Source organism: Parasaccharibacter sp. TMW 2.1891, from assembly GCF_023337675.1.
In the GTDB taxonomy this organism is placed as follows: Bacteria; Pseudomonadota; Alphaproteobacteria; order Acetobacterales; family Acetobacteraceae; genus Bombella; species Bombella apis.
Window position 1 is genome coordinate 236,403 of sequence record NZ_QORT01000002.1, and the last position, 13,258, is coordinate 249,660.

At 57.9% G+C, this 13,258-nt stretch carries 7 protein-coding genes; 6 read left to right on the forward strand and 1 reads right to left on the reverse strand.

What is annotated here, in order from left to right; genetic code table 11:
- Window positions 1–3 precede the first annotated feature (3 nt).
- The 6 genes from DTJ15_RS06580 (at window position 4) to DTJ15_RS06605 (ending at window position 10,581) form a co-directional block, all read left to right on the forward strand.
- Window positions 4–750, forward strand: coding sequence for a hypothetical protein (locus DTJ15_RS06580; RefSeq protein ID WP_227431506.1), 747 nt, complete (start codon window positions 4–6; stop codon window positions 748–750).
- Complete coding sequence (holA, locus tag DTJ15_RS06585) at window positions 747–1,757, forward strand: DNA polymerase III subunit delta (protein WP_081562687.1); 1,011 nt, start codon at window positions 747–749, stop codon at window positions 1,755–1,757. The genes DTJ15_RS06580 and holA overlap by 4 nt, the downstream gene beginning before the upstream one ends.
- 224 nt (window positions 1,758–1,981) lie before the next feature.
- Window positions 1,982–4,342, forward strand: a complete 2,361-nt coding sequence (locus tag DTJ15_RS06590; protein ID WP_249109690.1) for a TonB-dependent siderophore receptor — start codon at window positions 1,982–1,984, stop codon at window positions 4,340–4,342.
- A gap of 311 nt (window positions 4,343–4,653) precedes the next feature.
- Complete coding sequence (locus DTJ15_RS06595; protein ID WP_081563396.1) at window positions 4,654–7,035, forward strand: TonB-dependent siderophore receptor; 2,382 nt, start codon at window positions 4,654–4,656, stop codon at window positions 7,033–7,035.
- Between the two features lie 341 nt (window positions 7,036–7,376).
- Complete coding sequence (locus DTJ15_RS06600) at window positions 7,377–9,752, forward strand: TonB-dependent siderophore receptor (protein ID WP_249109691.1); 2,376 nt, start codon at window positions 7,377–7,379, stop codon at window positions 9,750–9,752.
- 145 nt (window positions 9,753–9,897) lie between these two features.
- Window positions 9,898–10,581, forward strand: a complete 684-nt coding sequence (locus tag DTJ15_RS06605) for a Fe2+-dependent dioxygenase (protein ID WP_043558305.1) — start codon at window positions 9,898–9,900, stop codon at window positions 10,579–10,581.
- Between the two features lie 16 nt (window positions 10,582–10,597).
- Here DTJ15_RS06605 and DTJ15_RS06610 read toward each other — a convergent pair whose 3' ends face one another.
- A complete protein-coding gene (locus tag DTJ15_RS06610) occupies window positions 10,598–13,120 on the reverse strand; it encodes a TonB-dependent siderophore receptor (RefSeq protein WP_043557805.1) in 2,523 nt (840 codons plus the stop codon).
- Window positions 13,121–13,258 lie beyond the last annotated feature (138 nt).

Below are 13,258 nucleotides of genomic sequence, written 5' to 3' on the forward strand. Positions count from 1 at the left end.
TGGATGAACGGAAACTCCCGGATGAAGAAAGTGGCTCGCCGGGGCCTTGGCATCCTGCTGGCCGGGGTCGGGCTTGCCAGTCTGGGAGCGTGTGGTTTCCAGCCACTTTATGGCAGGCAGGCTGGGCAGAAGGATGCTGCCGTCAATGCCCAGCTGAAGGATGTTTATGTAGCGAACATTCCGACCCGTTTCGGGCAGGAGCTGCGCCTTGGCCTGCAAAAGGAAATGGCGGGGGATGGGCCCGAACGGCCGGAGGGGTACATCCTGCGTGTGAATGCCACGGCTTCTCTGGAGTCGATCGATATCCATCAGGACAATACCTCGGGTCGTACCCGTGGTGTTGGCTGGGCTGACTGGCGGCTTTATCGTGTCGGGGATACCAGCAAGGTGCTGGCACGGGGCTATGCCCGCACTCTGGACGGCTTCAACATGAATATTGAGCAGTATTTTGCCCAGACGCTCAATAACGAAACGCTTTACAAGCGGATCGGGGAAAGCCTGGCGCATGACATCACCATGCAGGTGGCTGTCTGGTTCCGGGCGCATCAGTCTCTGGGAGAGGAGAAGTCCATCCGTCCGGGGCGTGATCCCTATCTGGACCGTCTGCCCGGCACGCAGCGGACGGACATGCGCTATATTGGTGTTGATGGCTTCCCAGCCAATGCAACGGGGCGCAGCAGCAACAACGCCTCCACATGGACGGGTGAGGACAGCCGGAATCTGGAGGACGAAGAGGATAACGGTCTGTGAAGATCAAGACGCAGGCTGCCAGGCAGACTCTGAAGGAGGCTGGCAGCTGGCGTGTGATTCTTCTCCACGGAGATGATGGCGGGTTGATCCGTGAGCGGGCGAGGGAGGCTGTCCAGACCATACTGGATGATCTGGATGACCCGTTTCGTCTGGCCCGGCTGGAAGCGGAAGAGCAGGACAGGCTGGAGGAGGAGGCTCTGGCCCTGTCCCTGACAGGGGGGCGGCGTGCTGTCTGGTTGCGTGGTGTGCAGGATGGCGCTCTTGGCCAGCTGAAATCCCTTCTGGAGCATCAGAGCGATACATTGGTCGTTCTGGAAGGGCCAGGATTGGGAAGTCGCTCCAAGCTGCGGCAGTTTGCAGAAAAACACAGGCAGGTGGCGTCCATCGGGTGTTATCCGGAGGAAGGGCGCAACCTTGCCCGGACGGTGAGCGATATTCTGGCGGAAGATGATATCCGGCTGGATCGTGATGGCATGGCGTGGCTGCTCGGTCATCTGGGGCATGATCGGACGCTGGTCCGTAGTGAAGTGGAAAAACTGCGTCTTTACGGTGAGCCGGGTAGCACCCTGACCGTTGATGACGTCCAGGCCTGCGTGGGGGATTCGGGGCAGGCGTCCCTTGATGATGCGGTGTATGCGGCCTTGGCGGGGAACCGGCTGGAGGCTGACCGGGCGTTTGAGCGGGCCATGGGGGATGGGGCCAGCCCTGTTGCTTTTGCCCGTGTGACATTGTCCGTGCTGGAGCGCTTCCAGCGGGCGTTTTTTCTGGTGCAGGAGGGACAGTCCCGGCAGGAGGCCATGGCTGCCCTGAAGCCACCTGTCTTTTTTCGTCACAAGGATGCTTTTCTGGCGGGCATGAGGCGCTGGTCTCAGGTTGCTCTCTCCCAGGCAGCGGAGGCAACGCAGGAGCTGGAGCTGGCCTGCAAGCAGAGCGGGGCCCCGGATGATCTGCTCTGTCGCCGTCACCTTGTCAGGCTGTGTCATCCCCGGTCTTTTGATCGGGAATAAAATAAATTAATTCACATGATAGGTTATACCTTTCACTGTGTCATTGTGACTGGTTTCATTGACTGTTCCCATCTGCTTTTTTTAGAAAAAACATGAGTTTCCTGCCATTCTTCTGTTGGTGAGGAAGGGTGTGTGTCCGATCTTTAAATTAAACTTTATTATATAATGATAATTATTATCACCTAGAACGACTTCTGAATAATGTTGTTTTTCTGGTGGTATATATGAGTCGTTTCATCCGTAGTGGTCTCAGGCCGTTATCTGCAGTTCTGACAATGGGGGGTGTTGTAGGGGGTGCCCATGCAGAGCCGGGAGCGGCAAACAGGGTTGCCCAGGATGTAACGTCTCCTGCAGATGGAACAGATGATTCCAGAGGAATTCAGGCCAAGGGGGTCGAGCAGATTCATGTCATCGGCCACCCGTTCAACACGATGCATGCCAGCAACGACATGGGCCGGATGCCGCAGGATGTCATGCACACGGCCCAGACGATCGATGTCGTTCCCCGGGAGCTCATCAAGCAGCAGAATGCAAAATCGCTCGAGGAAGCCCTGAAGAATGTTCCCGGTATCACCTCTTCCGTGGGGGAAGGGGCTGGAGGAATGAGTGGCGACCAGTTCCTCATCCGTGGCTTCCCCGCGCAAAATGACATTTATGAAGATGGTTTGCGGGATTTTGGGGTTTATACCCGTGACAGTTTCTTTCAGGATTCCGTCAATGTCATCAAGGGGCCGTCCTCCGAGGTGTTCGGTAACGGAACGACAGGTGGGGCCATCAATATCATCACCAAAACCCCGACACTGAAGGATCATTACGGAGCCGATTTCAGTGGTGGGTCGGGGAATTTCTACCGTGGCACGGTGGATGTGAACAAACGCATCGGGGATACTTCGGCCTTCCGTCTGGAGGGCATGGGGAATTCCAATGATGTGGTGGGGCGTGATTACGCCTATTCCCACCGCTGGGGTATTGCGCCGTCCATCGCTTTTGGCATCGGCACGAAAACGACGGTCGTGTTGCAGGTGATGCACCAGACCTCCCGCAACGTGCCGGATTATGGCGTGCCGGTCGTCAAGGGCCATCCCATCACGGAGCAGTCGTCTCTCGGTGTGCGCCGGGGCAACTGGTACGGCAAGACGCAGGACCATGACAACAGCGATGACACGATGGAGACATTGCGGCTGAAGCATGTCTTCAACCGTCATTTCACGTTCCACAATGACCTGCGCTTCGGTGAATACAGCCGGGACTTTGCGGCCTCCACGCCGCAATGTGCCAACGCGTCCTGCTCCGAGATGCAGATATACAATCCGGGGTACAAGAAGGTCGATCCGGCTGCCGGTGTGGGCCTCAATGGCGGGCCGATGCCGTACAAGCAGTCCAGCTGGTCCTTTCAGGACGTGGCCTCCCTGCAGGCGGACTTCAATACGGGATTCCTGCGCCATCAGGTCGTGACGGGATTCGACATGGAATATGTGCAGGATTCCCGTCGCCAGTATGCGTATGATGCCGTGGGTGCCCACCGGGCCATTCCGTGGCAGAACACCTACCATCCGCAGCGTGACGCTTATGGTTATGCGACCTGCCGGGCGGATTCCGGAAACTGCTGGAAGAACACCAATTACAGTCTGGGGCGGCCGGATTCCCGTGGCTATGGATTCGATACGGGTCTTTTCCTGTATGACCAGATCTGGTTCACCAAGTGGCTGTCCGCCAAGGGTGGGCTGCGCTGGGACCGCTGGCAGACCATGTACAGGACATGGGGAGCGGACGGGCAGGAGAGTGCGGCGGCCCGTGGCCCGTTGGGCAAGGCGCCGTCTGCGGCACTGGATTATCATGACACGAAGGGCGTCATCAATCCGACGGCCAGCCTGCTGATCACGCCCAACAGCTGGCAGACCTTCTACTTCACCTATGCAAGCTCCACGACGCCGATGGGCATGTATGTGACCAACGGTGCCCTGCCGATCCGCCCCGTGAACGGGCAGGTGGCCACCCAGCCTGAACGCTCCCAGCTCTATGAGGTGGGGTCCAAGATGAGCCTGCTGCATGACCGTCTCGGGGCCACGATCTCGCTCTTCCGGCTGGACAAGAGCAATGCCCTGACGACGGACCCGGTCGCCGGGCAGGTACTGGCCACGGGTGTGAAGGAACGCAACCAGGGGCTGGAACTGTCCCTGGGAGGCATGATCCTGCCGGGCTGGAACGTGACGGCCACATATGCCCTGTATGACCCGCGGGTGATGTCCGGTCCCAATCATGGCCGGAACATCCAGTACGTGCCGCACAATCAGGCGACGCTGTGGTCTGCTTATGAAGCCTTTCCCGGCAAGCTCTGGAACTTCACCATCGGTGGGGGGCTGACATGGCGGCAGGGCGTGTATCTGAACCTTGCCAACACGGCGAAGGTGCCCGCCAACGTGGAGTTCGATTCCTACATCTCGCACCGCATCAACCGGCACTGGGTCGTGTCGTTGAATGCCTACAACCTGTCCAACCGTCTCAACTACAACTCACTCTTCACGAACCGGGTAACACCGGCTCCGGGGCGGGCCTTCCTTGGGCGGTTGAGCATGGATTACTGATCTACCCTTCAGACACGGATCATCTGCTGGATTCTGCGCCTTTCCCGTTTGGGAAGGCGCAGTTTTTTTTATGGGAGATCGCAATGGTTAATATTTAATTGTTTAAATATTAACAAAAATAATGAGAGGGACTGTGTCTGTCTTATAGATAACAAACAAAAGATTAAAATAAATGTGTTTTTTACGACACATTCATCAAATTTCTGCAAAGGACAACAATTTCTTAAAGTTAAAATTAAGAATTAGTCGCATTTATGAGCGGCTATCCCGCTGGGGATGTGCGTGACCCTTTCAGGACAAAGGTTGTTTCCATGAGTCGTTTTATCCATCAATGTCTAAAACCGGTCTCAGCGGTGCTGACTTTAGGGAGCATGGCAGGGGGAGCTTTGGCTGCTTCTGCCTCCCATCAGGAAGAAAGCACGCCAACAGGGCAGGAAACGACGACACCAGCGCCTTCTGTCAATGATGCCCAGACGCAGGGCGTGCAGGCGACGCAGGTGGAGCGCATCCATGTCATCGGTCATCCGTTCAATACGATGCATGCAGGCAATGACATGGGGCGTCTGCCGCAGGATGTCATGCACACGCCGCAGACCATTGATGTCGTTCCCCGGGAACTGATCAAGCAGCAGAACGTGAAGTCTCTGGATGAGGCCCTGCGCAACGTCCCCGGCATCACGGCTTCCGTCGGGGAAGGGGCTGGCGGCCTGAATGGGGACCAGTTTCTCATCCGTGGGTTCCCGGCACAGAATGACATCTACGAAGATGGCCTGCGGGACTTCGGTGTCTACGCTCGTGACAGCTTCAATTATGATTCCGTCAATGTCATCAAGGGGCCGTCTTCACAGGTTTTCGGTAATGGAACGACTGGCGGCGCCATCAATGTCGTGACGAAGACGCCGATGGCCAATGACCATTACAACGTGGATTTCAGTGGCGGGTCAGCGGATTATTTCCGTGGCACGGTGGATGTGAACAAGACCATCAATAACAGGACGGCCTTCCGTCTGGAAGGCATGGGAGCGTCCAACAATGTGGTGGGTCGGGACCATGTCTGGGATCATCGCTGGGGCATTGCGCCATCCGTGGCCTTCGGGCTGGGGACGAAGACGACCGTTGTTCTTCAGGTGATGCACCAGACAGATAACAGCGTGCCAGATTTCGGGATGCCGGTCATCAAGACAAAGTGGTCGGCTTATGGGCGGCCTTTGTCTGAATATGGCGTGCCGCGGCACAATTTCTTTGGCAAGCAGCAGGACCATAATCACACCGACGACACGATGGAAACATTGCGGCTGAAGCATGTTTTCAATCGGCATTTCACCTTCCACAATGATCTGCGCTTCGGTGAATACAGCCGTAATTTTGAAGCTTCGAAGGTCGTGTGCCGGGCTGGCTGTATTGATGCGATCAATGGCGGTGATTTTGGCAAGGGGCTGGTCAATCGCACGACGCCGGGCAACAGTGTGCCGCTGCCCTACAAGCAGAACAGCTGGTCCTTCCAGGACGTTGCGTCCCTGCAGGCAGACTTCAAGACATGGTCTCTCCGGCATCAGGTCGTGACAGGGTTTGACATGGAATATGTCCATGATTCTCGTCATCAGGACGTCTATGCCGGGACCATTCCTGCGGCCAATCTGCTCTATCCCAATCCGCATGAGGTAACGGATGCACAGGCCCGTCGTGTGCCGGGAGGGGAGAATCCGAAGAGCATGCCGTACATTGCCGGGCTGGGCAGAAAGCCGGACAATCATGGTTATGGGTTTGATACGGGCATCTTCCTGTATGACCAGATCTGGCTGACAAACTGGGCGTCCATCAAGGGCGGGTTCCGTTGGGACCGTTGGCAGAGTGGGTACACCGTAACAGGTGGGCCAGAGACGACCCTGAATGAGAAAAACCGCCCCGTCCCGAATGAGGACAAGCGTTTCCCGCAGACGAAGAATACCTTCAACCCGACGGCCAGCCTCGTGCTGACACCGACCAGCTGGCAGACGATCTATTTCACCTATGCCAGCTCCACCACACCAACGGGCATGTATGTGACCAGCGGGGCCGTGCCGGTCCGGCCGGGCAAGAATGGAGGAACGGTGGATAACCGGCCACAGCATGCCCGCCTGTATGAGGTCGGCAGCAAGTTCAGCCTGCTGCATGACCGCCTGGGGGCCACCATCTCGCTCTTCCGTTTGGACAAGGACAATGCCCTGACGACAGACCCGGTCTCCAACTCCACCATCAACACGGGGGCCCAGCAGCGCAACCAGGGCATGGAACTCTCCCTCGGGGGGATGATCCTGACGGGTTGGAACATCACAGCTACTTATGCGCTGTATGATCCGAAAACATCTTCCAACAATGGCGGGCCTATGCATAATCAGATCCAGTACGTGCCGCATAATCAGGCGACTCTCTGGTCCGCTTATGAGGCCTTCCCCAACCTGCCATGGAACTTCACGATCGGTGGGGGGCTGACATGGCGGCAGGGTGTGTATCTGGATAACAACAATACCTCCAAGGTGCCCGCCAACGTGGATTTTGACACCGTTATTTCCCATCATTTCGGGCGGCACTGGCAGGTTTCTCTCAACGGATACAATCTGGCCAACCGGCTGAACTACAACACGCTCTTCAGTGGCTATTCTACCCCTGCACCGGGGCGGACATTCCTTGGCCGTCTGACCATGGATTACTGAGCTGTTTTTTCAGGCCGGACATACTGTCCGGCCTGAAGGTATGGCTCCGCATTGGGGCTGAGGAACGGGCTCTTGTTTTTGTGTTCGGTTTATCCTGTCAGTTCTAAGAAATAATCGGCAATACCTGTTCACAACATGGGAGTGGAGGTAGCAACATGCTGAAAAACAGCAGGAAACAGCCATTATGGTAATGATGTGTCATATTGTGGCAATTAAGACACAATCTTATCTGTAAACGATTTGGTATGATTTTTATGGTTTGAAACTGAGAATAATTATCATCTATGGAAGGTGTCTCTCCTTGGTGGAGGTCGTATTACCCTGATGTGGAGCACCTTTGTATGAGTCGTTTTATCCATCAATGCCTCAAGCCGGCTTCGGCTGTCCTGACACTGGGTGGTGTCGCTGGGGGGGCCTATGCTGCTGACACAACAGCCCTGCATCAGGATGGCGTTGCCACATCAGATGGAACACATGCGGAACAGACAACAGCCGGAACATCTGCATCCCGGGCGGCACAGGATGGTGTGCAGGCAACGCAGGTGGAGCGTATCCATGTCATCGGTCATCCGTTCAACACGATGCATGCAGGCAACGACATGGGGCGTCTGCCGCAGGATGTCATGCACACGCCGCAGACCATTGATGTCGTCCCTCGGGAACTGATCAAGCAGCAGAACGTGAAGTCTCTGGATGAGGCCCTGCGCAACGTCCCCGGCATCACGGCTTCCGTCGGGGAAGGGGCTGGCGGCCTGAATGGGGACCAGTTTCTCATCCGTGGGTTCCCGGCACAGAATGACATCTACGAAGATGGCCTGCGGGACTTCGGCGTCTATTCCCGTGACAGCTTCAATTATGATTCCGTCAATGTCATCAAGGGGCCGTCTTCACAGGTTTTCGGTAACGGAACGACTGGCGGCGCCATCAATGTCGTGACGAAGACGCCGACGGTCAACGACCATTACAACGTGGATTTCAGTGGCGGGTCAGCGGATTATTTCCGTGGCACGGTGGATGTGAACAAGCGGATCAACGACACCACGGCCTTCCGTCTGGAAGGGCTGGGGGCGTCCAACAATGTGGTCGGGCGGGACCATGTCTGGGATCATCGCTGGGGCATTGCGCCATCCGTGGCCTTCGGACTGGGGACGAAGACGACCGTCGTGCTTCAGGTGATGCATGAGACGGACAACAGCATCCCGGATTACGGGATGCCGGTCGTCAAGGCCCGTGGGTCTGCCTATGGGCGGCCGATCTCGGAATATGGCGTGCCCCGGCAGAACTGGTACGGCAAGCAGCAGGACCATAATCATACCGATGACACGATGGAGACGCTGCGCCTGAAGCACATCTTCAACGATCATCTGACATTCCACAATGATCTGCGCTTCGGTGAGTACAGCCGTGACTTTGAGGCCTCCAAGGTGCAGTGCGGCACGAAGTGCGTCAATGCGCTGAACAGTGGCAATTACGGTGCCGGTGTGATCACCCGCAACACTAACGGGAGCGTGCCGCTGCCCTACAAGCAGAACAGCTGGTCCTTCCAGGACGTCGCCTCCTTGCAGGCCGACTTTAAGACAGGGTTCCTGCGGCATCAGGTCGTGACAGGGTTTGACATGGAATATGTCCATGATTCCCGTCATCAGGACACCTATGAGGGTGCTTCCCTCACCAAGGCGGTGCCGACCGCCAACATGCTGTATCCAGACCCGCACAATGTGCCGGATGCCATGGTGCGCCGTGTCTCCGCACAGGCCAATTCCATGCCCAATATTGCCGGTATCGGCAAGAAGCCGAACAGCCGCGGGTATGGGTTCGACACGGGCATTTTCCTGTATGACCAGATCTGGCTGACAAACTGGGCATCCATCAAGGGCGGGTTCCGCTGGGACCGCTGGCAGAGCAACTACTGGACGTCCGGCCTGTCCGAACTGCCGAACAACCCGGACAGGAGCTTCCCGCAGACGACCAACACCTTCAACCCGACGGCCAGCCTCGTGCTGACACCGACGAAGTGGCAGACGGTCTATTTCACCTATGCCAGCTCCACCACGCCGACGGGCATGTATGTGACCAGCGGGGCCATACCGGTCCGGCCGGGATCAAAGGGAACCGTGGATACACGCCCGCAGCGTGCCCGCCTGTATGAGGTCGGCAGCAAGTTCAGTCTGCTGCATGACCGCCTGGGGGCCACCATCTCGCTTTTCCGTCTGGACAAGAGCAATGCCCTGACGACAGACCCGGTCTCCAACTCCACCATCAACACGGGTGCCCAGCAGCGCAACCAGGGCATGGAACTCTCCCTTGGTGGCATGATCCTGCCGGGCTGGAACATCACGGCCACTTACGCCCTGTATGACCCGAAGACATCCTCCAATGGTGGCGGGCGGATGCATAACCAGATCCAGTACGTGCCGCACAATCAGGCGACCCTCTGGTCCGCCTATGAGGCCTTCCCCGGTACGCCGTGGAACTTCACCATCGGTGGTGGTCTGACATGGCGTCAGAAAGTGTATCTGGATAATGACAACACCTCCAAGGTGCCTGCCAATGTGGATTTTGACACCGTCATTTCCCATCATTTCGGGCGGCACTGGCAGGTCTCTCTCAACGGGTACAATCTGGCCAATCGGCTGAACTACAACAGTCTCTTCAGCGGCTATGCCACGCCCGCACCGGGGCGGACATTCCTTGGCCGTCTGACCATGGATTACTGAGTGTCGGGGCCGGCCATGCCTTCTGCATGTCCGGTCTTGAAACCGGTGGATGATGGTGTGAAGGTTTCACATGGAGCAGGCAGGTCTGTCTGCTCCTTTTCCTGTAGGTGGCGGGGCTGCTGGCCTGCCTGAAAGGCATGATCTCATGATGTTGCATATTCCGGGAGTTCTCTCGGCAGAAGAGCTGGCTGACCTGCGGTCCCGTCTGGCCGCGGGAGAGTGGGTGGATGGCCGGGGAACAGCCGGGTCACAGTCTGGCAGTGTGAAGAACAATCTTCAGATCGCTCCAGACAGCCCGCTGGGGAAGGAGCTCTCCACGTTTGTCCTGCGCAAGCTGGGCACGAACCCGCTCTATAACAGTGCCGTGCTGCCCCTGCGTCTCGTGCCGCCGCTCTTCAACCGTTATGATGTGGGGATGAATTTCGGGGCGCATGTCGATAACGCCCTGCGGCCCATTCCCGGTACGGGGCACCGCATCCGTACGGACGTGTCCAGCACGCTTTTCATTTCCGATCTTGATGAATATGACGGGGGCGAGCTGGTCCTTCATGGGCCTTCAGAGGAAAAGCGGGTGCGCCTGCCTGCGGGGGACATGATTGTCTATCCCACCACGGCCCTGCATACGGTCACTCCGGTGACACGGGGCAGCCGCTGGGGGTCTTTTTTCTGGGCGCAGTCCGTCATCCGCTCGCAGGAGCACCGGTCCATCCTGTTCGACCTTGACCAGAGCATCATGGCCCTGACCCAGAGCCACGGCCCCAAGGATGCGGAGGTCCTGCGGCTGACCAACGTGTATCACAACCTGCTGCGGACATGGGCCGAGATGTGACCGTCTGGCCCACTTTTCAGAAGTGGGCTGACACGTCCAGATAATAGTAGCCGCCATTGATGCCGAGCTGGGATGTGCTCAGGTAGTATTTGGCGGCTCCCAGATAACGGTTGCCATGAGGCACCTTGCTGGGGAAGGCGGCGAAGATGTTGTTCCCGCCCAGTGTTGTACTCCAGATTTTGTTGATGTTGTACGTCACCGAAAGATTGGTCGTCCATTTCGGTCTGTTATGGAACTGGAGGTAGTTGGTGGTCGAGGCCGTTGAGGTATTGTTGTTCCGGTAATAGGTCAGGGCGGAGGTCGTCTGCCCGTACCGGATTTCATGCAGGGCAACGGCCCAGCGATGCGCCGGGGATACCCATGTGCCACCAAAGATGATCTTGCTGCGGGGATACGCAGTCGTGATGTAGGCCCGGCTGGGGGCGTTGAGGACCGGCGTGCCGTCGCTGCGGGTCGCCTGATGGCGCAGTCTGGTGCGGTTCAGGTTGATGGCGGCATCCCAGTTGATGCGCCCGGCGTGGCGCAGTTTCGTGGTGTAGGTGATGGTCATGTCCATGCCCTGCGTGCGGGTGTTCGCCACATTGGCAAACCACTGGGTGGACAGATTGTTGTTCGTGATGTTGGCGGGCAGGTCGGTGATGCCGTTGGCTGCCAGAATGTTGGCGGCTTCCACACCATAGAGGTTGTTCCCGGGCAGGATGCGGCCCCGCAGGTCGATCTGGTAGAAATCGGTCGTGACATGCAGCCCTTTGAAGGGTTCGGCAATGATGCCCCCTTCCACATTCGTGCTCTGCTCCGGTTTCAGACGCTGGGCCCCGCTGGCCAGGGCTCCGGGAGAGGTGGCGGCCACCAGCCCACGGGCCACGGTCGGGGAGAGGGTCAGGGCGGAATAATGTTCCTGCGCCAGTGTGGGAGCGTGGAAGCCGTTGCTGAATGTCCCCCGGAAGGCAAGCCTCCTTGACACGTCATAACGGGTGGAAATCTTGCCGGTCTGCGTGTTGCCGACATCGGTGTAATGTTCGTACCGTCCGGCCATGTCCAGCTGCCAGTGCTTTGTCAGATGGGTGGAAATGTCGACATAACCGGAGACCACGTCACGGTTGGAGTTGCCCGCACTGCGGGGGCTTGTTCCGGCGAGGGCCAGGCTGGTGCCGCCGCCATAGGTACTGGCACTGGAGCCTTCAGCAATGGAGTAGGCTTCATAACGGTATCCGGCCCCTCCGGCGAGATTGATGCTGTGGGGCCAGAAGGACAGATTGAGCTTCCTGTTCAGGTTCAGCTCGTTGTTCCACTGCGTGTCATTGAAGCCCTGCACCCTGTTGTAGGTGGTTTGCAGGGCGGAGGCGGGAAGGGCCTTGTTGGCGTCATTCTTCAGGCCGATATTGTCGAAATCCCGCCCGTACGTGCTGGACAGGTCCCAGTGCCAGCCTGCCAGACGGCCTTTCAGCCCTGCCGTGATTTCAAAATCATTTTCTTCCAGCGTCTGGAGGGGGGAATAGCCGTCCGGGTAGATGGCGGCGTAACCGGGGGTGCTGGCAAGGGATGAGGGCAGACGGTAATTCTGGAAGGCCTCCGCATGGCGGTGGGCATAGGTGGCCGTGCTGTAGAGCTGGAGCGTGTTGGTGATGTCATAGCCTGCATTGATGGCTACGGACTCCCGGGTCTGTTCCGGCTGGCTCAGGATCTTGTTGATGGTTGTTCCGGTCCGGCTGTCCGGTCCGGAGCGGAAGCTGTGGTCCTGATGCACGAGGTCGCCACTGACATGGATGAAGCCACGGTCCTCCCCGAAGGAGGCCCCGCCATCAATGAAGATGCCCTGCTGGTAGCCGTCTCCCTTGCTGGTGATGCCGCTGTTGGACCGGATCGTCAGTCCGTGATCCTGCTTCTTGAGGATGATGTTCACCACCCCGGCAATGGCATCCGATCCGTACTGGGCCGAGGCACCATCTCGCAGCACTTCGATGTGATCGATGGCAGAGAGGGGGATCATGTCGATGTCGGTCGGGGTCGTGCCCTGCTGCGGCCCGGAATCGGCATAGATGTTGGCCGTGGTGTGCCGCCTGTGCCCATTGACGAGGATCAGCGTCTCATTGGAGCTCAGTCCCCTCAGGCTGATGGAATCCGTCAGGGCGCCTGCATCAAAGCCGCCTGTGGGGACGGTGAGGGATGGCAGCAGGAGCTGCATGGCATCTCTCAGGGTTGGCTGGCCGGTACTGGTGAGCTGCCGGCTGGAGACGACATCAATGGGTGCAATGGAATCACGGGCCTTTTTCCCGATCTCCCGTGTCCCTGTGACGATGAGTGTTTCCGTTCCGCCGGGCACCTGCTGGACGTGTTTCTGACGCAACGGGGTGGTGGCCTGCCGCCTGGTGATGGGTTTGGGCTTTCCTGTGGCAGATATTTTTTCCTGTGCCGGTGCCATGGTCTGGTCTCTGGTTGCCGCCTTGACCTGGGAGGATAGAGCCGTCATGCAGCCCAGCCCGATGCCAAGCAGGGAGGGGAGGGTAGTCAGGCGACGTGAAGGAGGCAGGGAACGCATCAGAGACCAACTTTCCAGCAGGTGAAGCAGGACCTTGCACACGGGGGATCATCCGGGCAAACACCTATTCTTCATAGTGAAAAATAGAAACATCTATGCGCCTGTCTGATATAGAACAGTCGTCTTCAAGACCATGGG

Bases quoted from the DNA above. Each gene is read 5' to 3' on its own strand.
- DTJ15_RS06595 (WP_081563396.1), top strand. From the start codon at position 4,654: ATGAGTCGTTTTATCCATCAATGTCTAAAACCGGTCTCAGCGGTGCTG.
- DTJ15_RS06590 (WP_249109690.1), top strand. From the start codon at position 1,982: ATGAGTCGTTTCATCCGTAGTGGTCTCAGGCCGTTATCTGCAGTTCTG.
- DTJ15_RS06605 (WP_043558305.1), top strand. From the start codon at position 9,898: ATGATGTTGCATATTCCGGGAGTTCTCTCGGCAGAAGAGCTGGCTGAC.
- DTJ15_RS06610 (WP_043557805.1), bottom strand. From the start codon at position 13,120: ATGCGTTCCCTGCCTCCTTCACGTCGCCTGACTACCCTCCCCTCCCTG.
- DTJ15_RS06600 (WP_249109691.1), top strand. From the start codon at position 7,377: ATGAGTCGTTTTATCCATCAATGCCTCAAGCCGGCTTCGGCTGTCCTG.
- DTJ15_RS06580 (WP_227431506.1), top strand. From the start codon at position 4: ATGAACGGAAACTCCCGGATGAAGAAAGTGGCTCGCCGGGGCCTTGGC.